An 18058-nucleotide genomic window follows, 5' to 3' on the forward strand; every position below is an offset into this window, starting at 1 on the left:
TACCTCCTTTTTTTTATTATCATATATATTTATAATTTATTTTTAATATACTATTAATTGAGTAAATTAATAAATGTGAGAGAATGAATAAAAAAATTATATTTTTTTGGTCTTTGTTTTTATTATTGATTATTCCGATAGCATCAGCTAATGATGCTTCCGAATGGTATGTAGGAACAAATACAACAATTGATGGTGACGGATCACAGGAAAATCCATTTAATAATATGGATTTGGCTTTAAGTTATGCATCAGATAATGACACTGTTTATGTTAATGAAGGAACTTATACTGGAGCTAAAAATACTAATTTAACAATAAACCATGAATTAACTATTCAGGGAATGGGTAATGTAGTATTTGACGGCAATAAATCCAGCAGGATTTTTAATGTTGCCTGTGATAATGTAGTTTTAAATGGATTAACTTTTATTAACGGCAATGGCAGTCTGGAATATGGCGGCGCAATATGCTGGGGTGGAAATAATGGTTTAATTTCCAATTCTGTTTTTGAAAACAATTATGTAGATAAACTTAACTATTCCTATGGTGGGGCCGTTAGTGTATCTAAAGATGCTAAATTGACAATTGATAATTCTACTTTTAAAAATAACATTGCTTATGGTGGAGGAGCTATAGATAGTGAAGGAAAACTGAATGTTGTAAACTGTTATTTTGAAAAAAATACAGCTGTCAATCGTGATGGCGGAGCTATTTCCAATGTTGGAATACTTAAAGTAAGCAACTCTACTTTTGTGAATAATTTTGCATCAAGAAACGGTGGAGCTATTAAAAATATAAATGGTAATTTAAAAGTAAGCAATTCTGTTTTTATAGCAAATCGTGCTGACGGAGTTTATAAAGACTGCTATGGCGGAGCTATCTATCAGTGGGATTGTGCCGATATGGAAATTTACAATTCATCATTTGTTGACAATTATGCAGCAAGAGGTGCAGGAGCTATATTTTCACATAGTGGATATATGGGAGGTTCAGCTTCCGTATTTGCCTATGGGTGCGAATTTATTAATAATTCAGATGTAGACAATGCTATAACTTTAATAGCTACTTCCTGTAATGTATCTAACTCCGTATTTATCAATGATACGGTATACAGCAATTTTACGAAAGTGTACTTTGACAATAACTGGTGGGGGTGCAATAATCCTAATTGGGCATCTACATTAGTTAATATTTTAGTTCCTAAAAGTTTTGCAGTTTTAAATTTCACTGCCAATCCTGAAACTGTTGAAGTCAATGAAAAGATTACTTTAAAGGCTGATTTAGTTTGGAATAAAACTGCAGTACATGCAGATGTTCCTTTAAGAGCTATTAAATTAAATGCAACTGGCGGAGTTTTAGAAAACAATAACGGTACTTTGGATTTCACTACAACATTTAAAAGCAGTGTTGAAAATGATTATACTGTCCATGCATATGTTGACAATGAAATTCAGAAAGTTAATGTTAATGTTAAAAATATTGCAAGTATTTTAACAGTTCCTGATGTTGAAATGTATTATCATGACGGAACTAAATTAATCATTAAACTAACTGACAAAACAGGAAAAGCATTAGCTAATAAAAATATCACTGTTACAATTAACGGAGTTACTATGAATCGTGTAACTGATGAAAAAGGTATTGTTGCAATGTCTATTAATTTAGTTAGCAATATTTACAATGTTACAACCTGTTATATGGAAGATAACCTTACAGTTAATTCTATTTTAAATGTCAAATCAACTATTTCAAGTTCTGACATAGTTAAAATATTTAGAAATGAAACCCAGTACAGCGCCAAATTTGTAGATGCTAAAGGTAATTTACTTACCAATGCTAATGTTACATTTAATATTAACGGAGTCTTTTATACCAAAACAACTAATGATAAGGGAATAGCTGGTTTAAATATTAGATTATATCCAGGAAATTATATTATTACAGCTATAAATCCTGTTAATGGTGAACAAATAGGAAACAAGGTCATTGTTAAACCGAATATTGCAGATAATAAAGAACTTGTAAAATACTTTAGAAATGCTTCACAATATTCAGTTAAATTACTTAATAATGACGGCAGTGTTGCTGTGGAAGGTGAAAAAGTAGTATTTAATATTAATGGAGTCTTTTACACTAAAGCAACCAATGCATCAGGTATAGCTACTTTAAATATTAATTTAAACCCTGGAAAATACATTGTCACTGCAATTTACAAAGAGTGCATGGTTTCCAATAATATTACTGTTTTACCAACAGTAATTGCCAAAGACGGAAATATAACTCAGGGAAATTCTTTTGTAGCAACTGTTGTTGACGGATGCGGAAATCCTTTAGCTAATCAAAGTGTTACTTTCAATATTAACGGAGTATTTTACAATAAAGTATCTAATGACAAAGGTAAAGCCAGTTTGAATATTAGATTAAATCCGGGTGAATATATTATTTCTACTTATTGTAATGATTGTGTAATATCTAATAGGATTTTAGTTATGGCTCCACAGGAGAATAATGTTCCTATTGCTGTTACACATACAGTAAATTCTGTTCTTAAGGAATATGATGACGGATATTATGCGGGCACTCCATTTTTAAATGGTGATAATTATCATGCATATATCTATGATGAAAAGGGGGCTGTTGCAGATGTTATAGAAATTAATCCTCTTACTGGTCAAATTATTGGGAGAGGTTAAAATAATGTCTGATGCTGTAATTGAATTGCAAAATGTCGTTAAAAAATATGATAAGATTGCAGTTGTAAATAATCTGTCTTTAGAAGTTAAAAAAGGCGAAATATTTGGATTTTTAGGTCCAAACGGTGCTGGAAAAAGCACGTCTATTAATATGATGGTAGGATTATTAAAACCTACAAGTGGAAATATATTATTTAATGGAAAGGATTCTTCATATCTTGATGAAAAAGAAATAGGAATTTGTCCGCAGGATGTTGTATTGTGGAACAATTTAACCTGCTTTGAAAACTTGTACATGATAGGAAAAATGTATGATATTCCAAAAAAGACTTTAAAAGAAAGGATACTGGTAATTCTTGAAAAATTACATCTGACAGATAAAAAAGATGAATTGGTGTCCTCTTTATCTGGAGGAATGAAACGTAGAATGAATATAGCTATGGCTACTATTCATAATCCATCTGTTGTTGTTTTGGACGAACCATCAGAAGGTTTGGATCCACAGTCTAGAAGATTGCTGTGGGATTATATTCTCCATCAGAAGGAATTAGGCCATACTGTTATTTTAACTACTCATTTAATGGATGAAGCAGATATGTTAAGTGACAGGGTAGCTATTATTGACCATGGTCAATTATTAAAATTAGACACTCCGAAGAAATTAAAACAAATAATTGGTAATGGAGACACTGTTCAACTTGAATTAGATAATTCTGAAGACAATACTAAAATTATCAATAAACTTAAAAGTATTGCTGATTTAAACAATATCTTTGAAGCTGATGAAAAAATAATTCTTGTTTTGTTGGATGCAGTTAAAAAACTTCCTGATATAATACATTTGGTTGAAAGTAATGATTCTAAAATAGTAGATATTAGCATACGTCAAAATACTTTGGAAGATGTATTTATTGAGTTAACAGGAAGACAATTAAGAGAGTGAGTTAAAATGAAAATATTTGATATAGTCCAATTAAATTTTAAACAGTTAATTAGAGATAAGAAAAACTTATTCTTCTTATTATTGTTTCCTGCAGTATTCATGTTAATATTCGGTATCGGTTTTGGAGATAATGTGGAAAGTGATGTGGATATAGCTGTCATTAATCATGACAATGCATCTGGGGTTAATTTAGGAAATGAGTTGGTTGGAGTAATTAAAGACTTTAATTCCAGCGAAAATGAAAGTTTATTTACAGTTCATGAGGTTAGCAGTGAAGATAAGGCTCAAAAAATGCTGGAAAACGGATCTGTTTCTACAATTCTGATTATTCCTCAAGGTTTTACTAGTGATATGGGAAATAATATGTCTAGTTTAGGGGAGATTGTAATTAAAGGAAATCCGATTGATGCAGATTATGGTATTGGAAGTAGTGTTATTTCAGGAATTGTTTCAGAATTCTCTAAACAAATTATAAATAAGGTTGCAGGTCAAACTATTCCGGAAATTGAGCTAAAATATGAAGACTTGAATATTTCTTCATCTTCTACCTTTGATTTATATGCACCAGGTTTGATTGTATTTGCAATTTTAATGACTATAACGGTAGTTGCTTCTAATGTAGCTACTGAAGAAGAAAGTGGAATGATTAAACGTTTGAGACTTTCTAAAATGAAAACAAGAGATTATGTACTTGGAAATTTAATTTCATGGTCTTTTGTAGGTGTCATTCAGGTAATTATAATGCTTTTGGTAGCTATTTTAGTTGGATTTAAATGGGAAGGGGGAATTTATACTTTATTCCTGGCCTGTATTGTAGGTATTGTAACTACATTTTCTTCAGTAGCTGTTGCTTTGATAATTGTAGCTTTATCAAAAAATGCAAAACAGGCTTCAAGTATTTCTCCAATTATTGCTGTTCCATTAAGTTTTATCGCAGGAGCATTTATTCCATTACCTGATTGTGTTATAGCTACTATAAATAATCAGCAAATACAGATTTATGAGATTTTACCTTGGAATCAGGCAATTACTGCAATTCGTCAGGTTCTGACTTATGGCCAGGGTTTAGATGCAATAGTTATGAACCTAATAATTATATTAATAATGGGAATTATATTATTAGGTATAAGTATTCTATTGTTTAATAGAAAAATTTCACGGGAAAATTAATTTAAGGTTTGGTTTATTATGGATAAAGAGAATGTGATTTATATTTGCATTATTATTGTAGCATTAGTTGCTTTAGCTATTGTTTCAATTTATGCATTAGAATATTCTCAGGAAAAAACTAATTTGAAGATTATGAGTGATTCTAATTTACATAATGGAGATTCATTTACTTTAAGATTAAGTGATGCTTATAATAAACCAATTAACAATAAATCTGTTGAAATTATTGTAACTGATGTATTAGGTGAAAAAAACAGTTTTAATGTTACAACAGATGCTTGTGGGGAAAATACCTTTGGAATGCATGTTACTCCAGGAGTCTATTCATTTGATTGTGTTTTTTCAGGTGACGGTAATTATAAGGGATCTAGTACTTCACAAAATATTTCAGTTTGTGATTACTAGCTAATTTCTTTTTTAGAAAAATCCAAATTTTTCTTATTTTGAAAGGCAAATAAAACATTTATATATAATGAAAGAGTAATATTTTATTATCATTATTCTTTAAGACTCTTTATTGCTCTCAAGATTTAAATTGTTATTTATCTTCTTGTCACAACAGTTTAAATGAAAGAGGCTTAATGACGCGATTATTATTTAATTATATTTATTAGGTGAAATAATGGCAATTTCTCAAGGAAAATCAACTAGATTACCATCTGGTGCAAGGAATGTTGCAAACCGTGGAAAAAGGAAAGCTGAATTAGGTAGAGATCCAGCTGAAACTAGAGTAGATGAAAAAAGATTGAAAAAAATCAGAACCCGTGGAGGAAACGAAAAACTCAGATTAGCTACTGCTAATAAAATGAATTTAACTGATCCTGCTACTGGTAAATCCCAAGTTGTAGATGTTTTAGGTGTAATTGAAAACTCTGCAAACCCAAACTATGTAAGAAGGAACATCATTACCAAAGGTGCTATTGTAGAAACTCCTGAAGGTAATGCAAAAGTAACCTCTAGACCTGGTCAAGACGGTGTACTTAACGGAATTTTAATTTAAATAATTTATTTTATTTAAATTTACTTTTTTTACTAAAATTAGAAAATTAGCTTTTATAAAATTTCTTTTTATGCTTATTTTAGATTTATACTTTATTTTTTAAAAAAGGAGTTAAAGGAATTTTCATTCCTTATTTTTTCCTTTTCATTAAAAGTACTCCAATTGGAGCACCAACAAGAATACCTATTATCAATCCAATGAATAACGGCACAGCAAATGAACTTTGAGACTCTTCATTTTGTGTTGGCGCATTCATTATTTTATTTAACCCGTCTTCTATTGTATCATTGTTAACGTCGTCAACTACAATAACCCTATCAGATACTTCTGAATGTTTCTTTAAAAATTCATTTCCGCTGTCCTGATATGCTATCATTAATATGCGTTTGTTTGTGTTGTTTACAGCGTGTTCTAAAATATGTTCTACATCAGCCTGTGAAGTAAATTTATAAACACTGATATTCATTCCGTTTGAATCAGCTATGTCTTTAGCTAACTGTCCGTTTGTTTCATCTGCGATAACCATTGTATCAGCAGTTACATCAACTCCATGTCCGTATACAGCAGACATGATTAAAGGTATTAATAAAATTATAATTAAATATTTTTTATTCATAGTATCACTCATTAATCTCCATTATTTCAGGTTTCATAGTTTTAATTGCACTTATAATAACCACATTTGCAGCTCCTTCAATTATTGATATAAATAAATAAAATGGAAGCAATGTTGCAAGTAATGCGTTTAAACTCATAGTTCCAGATATTAATAATATAATTATTTGTCCAAGTGTTGCGAATATAATTCCAATTACTGTTCCTCCAAATATTGCAAACTTTTCATTTAAGTCTTTAAATAAAGTGTAGAAGAAGTATGTTGTTATGGATATTATAAAGCCTATTACTATAAAATTAGCTCCAAGAGAAGTTAGTCCACCCATATTCAATGCTAATGCCTGTATAATTAAACTTATAAATGCAACTATGCTTGAGGAATGTGGTCCTAATATAATTGCAATTAATGGAATTAAAAAGAAATGAATCGGAACACCGAGAGGTGAAGGAATAGACAGTGATGTAATGATTACTGTAAATACACTAAAAATAGCCATTGAAACAATTTTTTTGTCTTTTTGACTGTCTTTTTGAAATTTATAGAAACATATTGCCATAATTAATATTGTTAAAATCCAGTAGATAAGTGCCTGGTCTATAGTTATTATTCCATCGGGTATATGCATTATATCACTTTTTCATTTATATTCTTATATATTTAAAGGTAATATGTATTTAAGACTTTTTATTACTTTTTTGCCATTTTTCATTGAAAAGTATTACTTTTTAAACATTTTTACTAATTGTATGTCGTTAATTGGTACTTTGTCAATATAGTAAGTATTACTTTTGATTAAATGGTATATTAATTAAATTGCCATAGGTTTAACGAATATTATGAACATTGTTCTGTTTGTAGGTCTTTGAAACTGATTTGGTGATGCTGGATAACTTGGTATTGCTATTGGTGCTTTCTACGAAGGGGGTTTCAATTTTTTTTTAAAAAAAGTAATACTATTTTTACTTTTTTTTCATAATCCGTAATAATTATATTTATATGGGTATTACTTTTTATATTAGAATTGTATTCATTTTTTTGTGGATACAAGTTTAATTAATTAAAAAGGAGGTTTGATTTAATGGTTGTTAAAAATAACGGGAAGCGATTCGTGTTTATATTATTGGTCGTGACATTAATTGCTTTAATGATGGGCAATGTTTGTGCAGAAGATGTTAATGGTACAAATGTTGATACATTAACACCAACTAAATCAATTAATGTAGAGGTTAATTACGAATACGCAAACGATAATAATAATGTAATTCCTGATTTTTATATTTACTCAGGTGAGGATAAAATAGAATATAACAAGGAGCTGGTTAGCTCAAACAGATTTGTTCTTACATTTAATGATAATTCTTCTAATGGGTATAATATAACTGCTTTGACTGCAGGATATATCTCTCAAAGTCAGATTATCAGTGATTCCATTACTTTTAATTTAAAAGCTAGTGATGCATATAAACTTGGTCGTGATGTAACTGCTGATGCAGACAGGTTATTGGACTTTAAAACTGCTGATGATATTCTTGTTGTAACAACAGCAGGAGTTACCAAGTTAAATGGTAAATCAACTGAAGATGCTCTTGAAGCTATTTTAAACTACGGAACTAAAATTAAATATTCAAATGTTTTAATGTTGCGTGACACTGCTGTTAATCCAATTGATTTTGCTTTTATTGTTAAAAGAGGAAATGAATTAAAAGCAGTAATTTATGAAAACGGTTCAAGATCTTATTCTTACTTAGGTACAATTTCTGAAAATATGACCAGAGAACAATGGAATAATTATTTCAAGTCTATTCATGGTCAAAATGCTTGGTCATTTGCAAGTTTAGCTAATGGATGGGTTGCAGGTGTTTCTAGAGAAGTACTTCAGGAAGCAGCATTTCATGGACATATCTGTGAAGGTACACTTGGTGGTTACAGTATTGTCAAAGCTTTAATAAAATATTATCCTCCAGTTCAAGAAACTTTAACTGGTGGAGGATCTCCAGCTGATGTTACTTCCTACAAAATATTAGGAGTTCCTGGAGGCTCTGATGATGATGCAGTACTATTTTTCTTAGATGCTACAATTGGTAAAACTTCATATGTTGGAATTGACACCACTGCAACTGGTGCTACTGAAAACATGATTGGTTTTATTAGATGGGATGCAAAATCATTATTTGGTGATTTAATTATAATGAGTTTTGATTCTAAGAAGATAAAAGCTGATTTTAAAGCCGAAACTGGTATTAATGCTGATGCTGGAAGCTTAGAAGAATTAAAATATTGTACTTGGTGGATTAATAAAATTAATAAAAATCCTGAAGAATTAGCAACATTTTTATATGAATTTACTAATTTAACTGAAGAACAATACTATTATTTGATGGGAACTGCAAAAAGTGTTGTTCATGGTAATGTATCTATTGATCCTATTGATTCTCATGGATTAGATATGAATTATATTTTATCATTAAATTTACCTAAAGCAACAAGAACTGTTTCTTCTAATGGGTCTGCTTCATTATCTGATAAAGAAATGAAAAATATTGCTTATGAAGCATTCAATAAAGCTAATGCTATTTTTAAAAAGGAATTAAATATTAATTTAGGTAAAGATAATGTGGATTTAGGTATATTTACTTCTGCAGGTTATGTTTATTTAAATGGTAAAGAAACTGTTGTAATACGTGATGGACTTCATGAAATTGCTGGTGCAACTCTATACAGTAAAAACTTGTTACAATATCACCAGGCATTATGGAAACCATTATGGTTTACATTTATATTGCGTAATCCTAATTCTGATGTTTTATACTCAGTTTATTTAAGGTATAATCCTGATGGAACATGGTTTGTCGGTGAATTAAATGGAAGTAATGTTGTTGATATTGGGATTGAAACTTTAAACAATTCTGTAAAAGTAAAAGCAATTCAAAAAACTTTCATGCCTGATAAAAATTGGAATAATATTCAATCTATTGCAAATGCATGGAAATCAAATCCTAATTTTGATCAAATAATGGCTTTTTTATACCATAATCATGTTTGTCCGGGTGTACAGCCTGGATTTTTCATAACTGATTATATTCAACAGAATCATCCGTTAGGTGAAAATGAATCATATAATTACATTGCATCTAGTACTTATTGTAAAGATGATAGTTTGACTTATTTGTTAGGTGTATCTCCGGGTATGGGAACTTATTTTGTTCAAAAATTACCTGATTCTGATGTAACTTCTGCATATGTGGAGGGAGCTACTGATGAGGGTGCTTTAGTTATTTGGGATAATAATTTAAATATTGGTCGTGTTGTTATTGTTTCATTTAAATGGCCTAAAGTAGATACTAGTATGTATGCTACTTCTGAAGCAAAACGCGCTGCTCAAATTCAAGCATTCATTGATTTATACAAGGGAATAAATAATCCAAATGTTTTAGAAAAATTTGTTGTTAAAACCAGTGAAGAAAAATGGATTACTGCTGAGCAATTTAATTTATTAAAGTCAGGATCTGGTGAATTAAACACTATGTCTTATATTAAGAGTCTTGACGGTTCAGTAACTAAAGAAGATTTGTTAAAACAGTTAGAAAAGAATAACAATTCAAACACTAATACTAATGTTAACAATAATACTAACTCTAATTCCAACTCTAATGTTAATGAAATATCTCATTCATCAGCAAGCAGTGCAGGTGTTTATAATAATCGTAACACACCGCAAAGTAGTAATTCTAATGTTGGCGATTCAAATAATGCATTAGATCCAAGCAGTGCTGATTTAGGTTCTGATAATGGTAAATCTTATGAAGTTTCTAAAAAATCTCCAGCTAAATCCATTAATCCAGATTATATGCCATATGTAGTAATTGTCATATTAATTGTAGGAATATTAGTTGGTGTAGGTTATATGAAACATAGAAAATAGGAATTTTTGTATTTATGGATTGCATATTAATTTTTTAGTATGCAATTCTTTTAATATTTTTTTTGATTTAAATGAATTTTAAAAATATATTATTGTTAATCTCAATAATTTCTCTAATATTTGTTTGTGTAGGTGGAGTAGCTGCACATCCTGGACACGGACATGAATATATTGAAGAGGTTTCTTCATCTTCAGATTCTCCACAGTCAGCTCCTTCACATTCCGGTTCATATCAACAGTCTCATTCTTCAGGTGGTTCTTTCGCTTCTCACACTTACCAATCTGAAAGTTCTCAGGGAGTGGCTGAAAAAACACATAGTTCTACTGGCGGAAAATCTGCCAAATCCAGTGTTGATTCACAAAATGAGGTGTCTGATTCTGGAGATATGAATGTTGATGAGGTTAATAATTCAAATACAACAGATAACAGTACTGCAGAGGAGGTAGTTGAAGAAACTAATCCTTTATTTAGCACATCTAATATTCTTATTTACATAGTGGTTTTTTTAGTAGGTTTATTTGGTTCAATATGTTTAATGAAATTATTTTCTAAATGAATTTTATTAAATGAAGTTATAAAACATAAAACACTTTTTAAAAATCATTTTTTTTATTTCTTTTTTTATAGGTTTATTAAAATAGGTGAAATCCAATATTTTAATTAACTATAATATTTCAAAAATATATTTCTGATATAACAACTATAATTAAATAGTTGATATTACAGACAATATAATTATAACTTTAATTATTTTTTAGGAGATAAAATGTCAGAAGATAAAATTAGTATGAATCATGGTGCTGGTGGAGAGGTAATGGCTAATTTAATCTCCAGTGCTGTTTTGGATAATATCACTAAAAAAAGTGTTAATGGTGGTATTAGCTTAGACGCTTTAGATGATGGTGCAACTATTCCAATAGGTGACTATGAGATTGTTGTAACTACTGATGGCCATACTATCGACCCGCTATTCTTCCCTGGTGGAGATATTGGTAGGATTTCCGCAGCAGGAACTATTAATGATGTTTCTGTTATGGGTGCTAAACCGCTAGCTATTTCTAATGCGATTATTATGCAAGAGGGTTTCCCTATTGCTGATTTGGACAGGATAATGAAATCCTTAAATGAAACTTGTGAAGAAGTTGATGTTGCTGTTATTACTGGTGATACCAAGGTAATGGAGCAAGGTAAGATTGACGGTATTGTAATGGTAACAACAGGTATTGGAATAGCTAAAAAAGGAGAGATTGTTCGTGATTCTACTTTGGAAGTTGGTGATAAAATAATTGTCACAGGTTCTTTGGGAGACCATGGAATGAGTCTCATGTCTTTTAGGGAAGGTTTCGGTTTTGAAACTGATTTGAAATCTGATACTGCTCCGATGTGGAATGTTGTTAAAAAAGCACTTGATGTAGGTGGAGTTACTGCTATGAAAGACCCTACCCGTGGCGGCTTTGCAAATGCAATTAATGAAATGGCTTCAAAATCTGGAAAAGGTGTTTTACTTCATCAGGAAGCAATTCCAATTAAAAAAGAAGTTCATGCAGTTTCTGAAATGTTAGGTATTGATCCCTTTGAAGTGGCTAATGAGGGGAAAGTCGTTATGGGTGTTAAAGCTGATAAGGCTGAGGAAGTTCTTGAAGCAATTAAAACTGAAGAATATGGAAAAGATGCAGCTATTATTGGTGAAGTTATTGAAGGAGATTATGTTGTTGTTGAAACTCCAATTGGTGGGGAAAGAATACTTGAAGCTCCAATAGCCGATCCGGTTCCAAGAGTATGTTAATTAGGTGATATTATGGCAAGTTTATTTACAAGAAGGATTGCAGCTTATCTTGCTGATTTTTTTGTAGTTTCAGCATTTATGTGGATTGTATCATTTGTTTTGTATATGTTAGCAAATCCTTATAGTATGAATTCACTTTATTCTTATTTCCCGTATGTAGTGCCTGTTTTAATAATGGTTTATTTTGTTGTATGTGAAAAGTATAAGGGAGCTACTGTTGGTAAAGCTTTATTATATTTACAGGTTAGATCCAACAACGGAGAATATGTTTCATGGCCGCAAGCTATTGTCCGTAATTTAACTAAAATATATTGGTTCCCAATAATATTTGATTGGGCAATTGGTAAAATATTAGGTAAAAATGATAGAATTTTAAATTCAATTACTAAAACAAGGGTTTTTGATGAATTAAGATAAAACTTTTTTATTTTTCTTTTTTTTTGGTGTTATTTATGATTAATCGGGTGCAGGTTTTATGGTATTTAAATAAAGATGATTTGGAAAATTATTGCTTGGACTTTAAACCTTATAAATCTCATAAACTTGATGGGTATGAAATTTGTGAGGTAGATGAAGATTTGATTTTTGATTTGTGTGATCGAGATCCTGATAAATTACAACCTATTGATTATTTTAAAAATAAAACTGAAATTAAGAATTATTTAACTGATTATATTACAAATGAAGAATATGAATTAGCTGTCGATTCTCCCGAACTTAAAGATAAAATTAATAAAGCTATTGAAACTATTGATTTTTCAGATGAAGGCTATTATATCAGTGTGGGTTCTGGTGAAATAGGAGATAGTGAAAATAAAATTGTTCATTGGTATGAAGCTCTTAAAAAAGAGTATAACAGTTCTTCAAAGGATAATATATGGGTTTTAATGGTTACTGGTTATGATCCTTATGATTTAAAACCAAGCGGTAAAGTTTTAACTTATGTATTGGCTGATATTTTAAATTTACATGAATCTTATTTTGATGACATTATTCCAAATAAGGGTCTTTTGGAAATTTCAGAGTGGAATGATATTTTAGATGAAGTTTACAGGAAAAATAAATTGTATTTAGGTCTTCATAGAACTGTTTAAAAAATAAAAATGAGAAATTATACACTGCCTTTAGCAAATTCGCTTGGAGGTATGTACATAATTTCCGCCAGATTTTCGTTTAATAATTCTCTGTTTATATCTAAATCTTCAGTATAAACAATAGCTAATGTTCTGTTGTATTTGTCGTAGTGTTTTTTATCATCAATATCTAAATAAACTGTTTTTCCAAGGCATTTTTCTTTAACATAGTCTTTTGCTTCGTGATAGCCCGGTTCTCCTCGTTCAGGAGTGTTTACCTGCACAAATCTGATTTTTCCAATACCTTCTACCCAGATTGTATCTCCGTCTACGACTTTGTAACATTTTCCACTAGCTTCATAGTGTACATTTCGCACTTCATGAGTTTTGGAATCCTCAATATTAAGTGTTCCCTGTGAAGGTGCAGCTGCTACTTCATTATCCATGAAATGCATAGCAGTTGAAACTGCAAATACTCCAACAAATAATATAAGTAATATTAAGGAGAGGTTTCTAGCTTTCATTGTTTTTTTATATGGTATTTTAACTTAAATAAATGTTGTGTTTTAATCGTGTATACAGTAACTTTGGAATCTGCAGCTTTTACATTTGTTCGGATTTTTTGTTTTTATAAATGGTTTTTCTCCTTCAAATAAACCATTCATCCTATCAATTATGAATTTAATTGATTTTTGTGCATCTTCATCAAATTCTTCACTCCAGAATATGTTGTCAGTTCCTCTTTGTCTTAAGGCACCTACAATTTTTCTTTTGTCATTAATCATATTTTTAAATGCAAGACAATATGCTCTGACCTGATTTATTGTTGATCCATATGCTCTGTTTCCTGGTTTGTCATCAATTATCACAAATTCCTCAGGAGTCATCCATATTTCATCTATAAATCCTCTGATTCCATATTCCGGAGAAATTACAAACATTTCTCTTGTTACTGTTTTTTCAGTTTTTGAAAATTCAAGTACTTCCTCAAAGGTTGCAGGTGTTGCACTTTCCTGGAACTTCTCTTCTAACTGGTTGTGTACGTTGGTTCCTGTAGTCATAGCCTGTGTTTCACCTACTTTTACTCCCTGGAAGTACTGCAGATATAGCTGATACTCACAATATCCCTGTTGATTTAACCAGCTAATAGGGAAATTGTTTTTACCTTCGATAATTTGGACACCTTTAATATTTGGATGGTATTTAATGTCCCAATCTTTGTTTAAATCAGTGATAATTTTGTTTTCCATATGTAGTATTTTGTTGTTTTTAAAATATAATTCTTTAGTTAAATTTAAATATTATTGTAACTTAATTTTATCTTAATTAATGAAATTTACATTTTGGAGAGATGAAATTGAGTTTTACCAAAAATAAAGATGTAGACAGCGAAGATATTGCAAATAAAGTACAGACTTTTGAAAATATAGTTGGCAGTTCTCTTGTTCAAAAATTAATCAAATCAGCAACTGTAAAATGCAGAAGGTGTGGAAAAAATCCTTTGGAAGTTGCAATTGATTATTATTTAGGTAAAAGATCAGATATCTGTTTAAAATGTAGATTGCTTGTTCCGGTAATTAAAACAGTTGTCGGAAATAGCATCAGTATTTTTGGAATGTCAGAAAAAGAATTGATTGATTTAATGCAGGATTCATACTGGACTAAAGGTCTGGTCAGTGTAATAAAAGGTCTTGGAGAAATAGGAATTGAAAAGCCATTTGTTCCTGCAGCACCTCTTCAGGTTCAATGGAATTTAACAGATGGTGAACTGTCTTTTGAACAGATACATGATGCAATAGAAAAATTAGCTAATTTTGGAGTTGCACATATTACATTTATCGGAAAAACTGATTCATCATTTATTAAACATGCAAATGATGTAGGAATGTATCCCTGCTTAATCAGCAATGGATTTAATCTGGAAAAAATTGATAAATATGTTGATGCAGGAGTTAAATTTGTAGATATTTCTCTGGAAAGCATTAGTCCTAAAAAGCATAATGAAAAATTTGGAATTGATAATTTATGGGAAAATGCAGTTGAATCCATTAAAAAATATAGTGAAAATGATGTTTATGTGGAAGTTTCAACAGAAGTAACTCAGGATAATCTTTTGGAAATTCCTCAAATAATCGAGTTTTTAAAGCAGTTAGGAGTTGGATGGTATAAACTGGATATTATCAATGGAGATTTAAATGATAATCAGAGACTGGAACTGTTTAAGCTAATTTATATGGAAAATATCAATGAAGACATGCAGATATTAACTAATGATCCTCAATTAGGTGATATTACCTCAACAATTCAGTGTAATGGCATGAACATGATTCCAACACATTTCTTTAATTTGAATTATGACAAGGAAGCTATGAAAGAGCTGGGAAATTATATTGGCAGCTGCGGAGCTGGAAGATTTTACATGGCAATAGATGGAAATGGAGATATTTACCCCTGTGATTATTTCAGGAATTTAAAAATAGCTAATATTCGTGATGATTTAGACAGTATGTGGCTAAATAATGATGTTTTATTAAATCTTAGAAATAGAAGCCTTTTAAAAGGAAAGTGCGGATGCTGTGAATCCAAATATATTTGTGGTGGATGTCGTAAAAGAGCATTTATGGAAAATAATGATTATTTGTCTGAAGATAATCATTGTTTAAAGGACATTAAGGAAAATCTTTTAAATTAGGCAATTTTTATTTTATCAATATATTATAAATAGTTAGTTTAACAAATACTAACTTTAATGAGTGATATAACATTTGATGATTTTGAAATTTTAGCAGAAATTAAAAAATCAATAAAAGAAATGGGTTTTGAAGAGCCAAGCCCAATACAAGAATTAACTATTCCTGAAGCTCTTAAAGGAATTGATATAATAGGACAAGCACAGACAGGTACTGGAAAAACCTTAGCATTTACTGTTCCTTTACTTCAAAAGATTTTTATTCCTGATAATTCTCCACAAGCTATTGTTTTATGCCCTACAAGGGAATTATGTATTCAGGTAGCTGGTGAAATCGGTAAAATAGGTTCCCATATGAAAAAACTTAAAATTTTACCGGTTTATGGTGGTCAGCCTATTGGGAGGCAGATTAGAGTATTAAATAAAGGTGTTCATGTAGTTATTGGAACTCCTGGTCGTGTTTTAGATCATATTGAACGTAAAACTTTAGACTTAAAAGGAATTTCAACTGTAGTATTGGATGAAGCAGATGAAATGTTGGATATGGGTTTCAGAGAGGATATTGAAAAAATATTAAGACACACTCCAAAGCAAAGGCAAACATTACTTTTTTCAGCTACAATGCCTAATGAAATTAAAAGAATTACTAAATTTTATCAAAAAAAGCCTAAGCATTTAAAAGTAGCTCAAAGTCAGATGACTGTTCCTGAAATAACTCAATACTATTTTGAAACAAAAGAAAGAGATAAACTTGAAAATTTAACTCGTTTAATTGATGTTTATGATATTAATTTAGGCTTGGTATTTTGTAACACTAAAAAAAGGGTTGATTGGGTTGCTAAAAACTTAAGAAACAGAGGTTATGCTGCTGAAGGAATTCATGGAGACATGAATCAGAAATCCCGTGATAAAGTCATGAATAAATTCCGTAATGGAAATATTGAAATCTTAATAGCTACTGATGTTGCTGCACGTGGAATCGATGTACCTAATGTTGAAGTGGTTGTTAACTATGACGTTCCTCAAAATCCTGAATACTATGTTCATAGAATTGGAAGAACTGGTAGAGCAGGTAATATGGGATATGCATTTACCTTTGTTGCAGGTAAAGAAATCTATAGTTTAAGAACTATTAAAAAAGTAACCAAATCTAAAATCAAACAAAGAAAAATTCCATCATATAAAGAAATGGAAAATATTAAAAATACTCAGCTAATGAATAGCGTTAAAAACTCCATTGAAAAAGATAATTTGGAAAAATATGTAAAATTAGTTGAAGGTGCTATGGAAGAAGATTTTGATTCTGTAGACATAGCTGCCGCATTATTAAAAATGGTTAAGGAAAATTAATTATTTTCCACCATCAATAATGTCGAATTTTATTTTTTGTTCTTCAAGTTCACGGGTAAAAGATTTAGTCATATCTCCGACACATAATGCCAAAACATTTAATCCTTTACGAGCTGCATTTGCTGTAGCCTGAGGAGCAGCATATTCAATAGTAACTGGGAGATCTAACATATTAGCTACTGCTCTGGAAACAGTTCCTGCAATAGCTACTCTATCTATTTTTCTGCCGTTAGTTGTTCCCTGTTCATAGACACTTTTAATTAATTCCAGGTTAGCTTTATTAGATCCCCCTTCTTTAATAGTAGGTAGGTTAATAACAACAGCTTCTCCTATGGTCATGTCGATTAAACCGGTAAGATTACTTAATGCTACATCACAGCCTTTTGCAGCATCTCCTAAAACAACACCAGTCGCATCTTCTTCTTTTTTATGAGCATATAAAACACCAGAGTCCATATAAAGACCAACAATTTCATCTTTTTTAAGATCTTCTTTTGCAATAGCTGGCCAGACAGTTTTATAATGATTCATTGTTTCCAAAACAGAATCAGAGTATTTTCTAAGAGAAATAGCATCTCTTTTAACTTTGTCAATACCTTTTTGGGTAATTTTATATGGTGATCTGCCATCTTTAGATGTTATATACTCCTGTTCAATAAGTGTCTTAATATTTTCTGAAACAGCCTGAATGGTGATACCTAAAGTTTTTGCCAAATCTTTTTGTTTAAGATGAGGGTTTTGCTTTGAGATTTCACTTAAAATTTGAAAATGTGTTAAGGCACCTCTTTTTTTAAATGCTTTCATTTTTTCAT

Annotated in this window: 17 protein-coding genes; 12 read left to right on the forward strand and 5 right to left on the reverse strand. The window is 30.4% G+C overall.

Annotated features, from left to right (window positions below; translation table 11 throughout):
* The first annotated feature begins 83 nt into the window (after positions 1-83).
* From K4897_RS08270 to K4897_RS08290, 5 genes are all read left to right on the forward strand, one after another.
* Positions 84-2696 carry a hypothetical protein gene (locus K4897_RS08270; RefSeq protein WP_250416009.1) on the forward strand — a complete coding sequence of 871 codons (2613 nt, stop codon included), beginning with the start codon at positions 84-86 and terminating at the stop codon, positions 2694-2696.
* Between the two features lie 4 nt (positions 2697-2700).
* Complete coding sequence (locus tag K4897_RS08275) at positions 2701-3639, forward strand: ABC transporter ATP-binding protein (protein ID WP_019266977.1); 939 nt, start codon at positions 2701-2703, stop codon at positions 3637-3639.
* Between the two features lie 6 nt (positions 3640-3645).
* Positions 3646-4809 (forward strand): ABC transporter permease, encoded by a 1164-nt coding sequence (locus tag K4897_RS08280; protein ID WP_019266978.1) that lies wholly within the window; start codon positions 3646-3648, stop codon positions 4807-4809.
* Positions 4810-4827: 18 nt separating this feature from the next.
* A complete protein-coding gene (locus tag K4897_RS08285) occupies positions 4828-5214 on the forward strand; it encodes an adhesin (RefSeq protein ID WP_250416010.1) in 387 nt (128 codons plus the stop codon).
* A 217-nt stretch (positions 5215-5431) separates the two neighbouring features.
* Positions 5432-5809 (forward strand): 30S ribosomal protein S8e, encoded by a 378-nt coding sequence (locus K4897_RS08290; RefSeq protein ID WP_004033374.1) that lies wholly within the window; start codon positions 5432-5434, stop codon positions 5807-5809.
* A 130-nt stretch (positions 5810-5939) separates the two neighbouring features.
* On the opposite strand, the gene K4897_RS08295 is transcribed toward K4897_RS08290, so the two are convergent.
* Together K4897_RS08295 and K4897_RS08300 are read right to left on the reverse strand one after the other, a co-directional pair.
* The gene (locus K4897_RS08295; RefSeq protein ID WP_250416012.1) at positions 5940-6437 is read right to left on the reverse strand and encodes a hypothetical protein; all 498 of its coding nucleotides are present in this window, start codon (positions 6435-6437) and stop codon (positions 5940-5942) included.
* On the reverse strand, positions 6430-7050 hold the full coding sequence (locus K4897_RS08300) for an energy-coupling factor ABC transporter permease (protein WP_250416013.1): 621 nt from the start codon (positions 7048-7050) through the stop codon (positions 6430-6432). Before K4897_RS08300 ends, K4897_RS08295 begins: the two co-directional genes overlap by 8 nt.
* A gap of 453 nt (positions 7051-7503) precedes the next feature.
* On the opposite strand from K4897_RS08300, the gene K4897_RS08305 reads away from it, so the two are divergent.
* The 5 genes from K4897_RS08305 to K4897_RS08325 all read left to right on the forward strand — a co-directional run bounded on the left by K4897_RS08305 (position 7504) and on the right by K4897_RS08325 (position 13228).
* Positions 7504-10347 (forward strand): FmdE family protein, encoded by a 2844-nt coding sequence (locus tag K4897_RS08305; protein WP_250416015.1) that lies wholly within the window; start codon positions 7504-7506, stop codon positions 10345-10347.
* 71 nt (positions 10348-10418) lie between these two features.
* Entirely contained in the window at positions 10419-10904 is a 486-nt protein-coding gene (locus tag K4897_RS08310; RefSeq protein ID WP_250416016.1) for a hypothetical protein, read from the forward strand.
* Positions 10905-11114: 210 nt separating this feature from the next.
* Entirely contained in the window at positions 11115-12134 is a 1020-nt protein-coding gene (hypE, locus tag K4897_RS08315) for a hydrogenase expression/formation protein HypE (RefSeq protein WP_019268160.1), read from the forward strand.
* A gap of 12 nt (positions 12135-12146) precedes the next feature.
* Complete coding sequence (locus K4897_RS08320; RefSeq protein WP_250416018.1) at positions 12147-12551, forward strand: RDD family protein; 405 nt, start codon at positions 12147-12149, stop codon at positions 12549-12551.
* Positions 12552-12586: 35 nt separating this feature from the next.
* On the forward strand, positions 12587-13228 hold the full coding sequence (locus K4897_RS08325) for a hypothetical protein (RefSeq protein ID WP_250416020.1): 642 nt from the start codon (positions 12587-12589) through the stop codon (positions 13226-13228).
* Between the two features lie 17 nt (positions 13229-13245).
* On the opposite strand, the gene K4897_RS08330 is transcribed toward K4897_RS08325, so the two are convergent.
* Together K4897_RS08330 and cas4 are read right to left on the reverse strand one after the other, a co-directional pair.
* Positions 13246-13653, reverse strand: a complete 408-nt coding sequence (locus tag K4897_RS08330; RefSeq protein ID WP_029143262.1) for a thermonuclease family protein — start codon at positions 13651-13653, stop codon at positions 13246-13248.
* A gap of 120 nt (positions 13654-13773) precedes the next feature.
* The gene (gene cas4, locus K4897_RS08335) at positions 13774-14457 is read right to left on the reverse strand and encodes a CRISPR-associated protein Cas4 (RefSeq protein ID WP_250416021.1); all 684 of its coding nucleotides are present in this window, start codon (positions 14455-14457) and stop codon (positions 13774-13776) included.
* A 107-nt stretch (positions 14458-14564) separates the two neighbouring features.
* Here cas4 and K4897_RS08340 point away from each other — a divergent pair, with 107 nt between their 5' ends.
* Positions 14565-15899: a radical SAM/SPASM domain-containing protein gene (locus K4897_RS08340; RefSeq protein WP_250416023.1), complete on the forward strand. Its 1335-nt coding sequence runs from the start codon at positions 14565-14567 to the stop codon at positions 15897-15899.
* Positions 15900-15956: 57 nt separating this feature from the next.
* The gene (locus tag K4897_RS08345; RefSeq protein ID WP_250416025.1) at positions 15957-17246 is read left to right on the forward strand and encodes a DEAD/DEAH box helicase; all 1290 of its coding nucleotides are present in this window, start codon (positions 15957-15959) and stop codon (positions 17244-17246) included.
* Here K4897_RS08345 and K4897_RS08350 read toward each other — a convergent pair whose 3' ends face one another.
* Entirely contained in the window at positions 17247-18050 is an 804-nt protein-coding gene (locus K4897_RS08350) for a winged helix-turn-helix transcriptional regulator (RefSeq protein WP_250416026.1), read from the reverse strand.
* Positions 18051-18058: the final 8 nt, after the last annotated feature.

Origin of the sequence: Methanobrevibacter sp. TLL-48-HuF1 (genome assembly GCF_023617305.1) — an archaeon.
Classification (GTDB): domain Archaea; phylum Methanobacteriota; class Methanobacteria; order Methanobacteriales; family Methanobacteriaceae; genus Methanocatella; species Methanocatella intestini.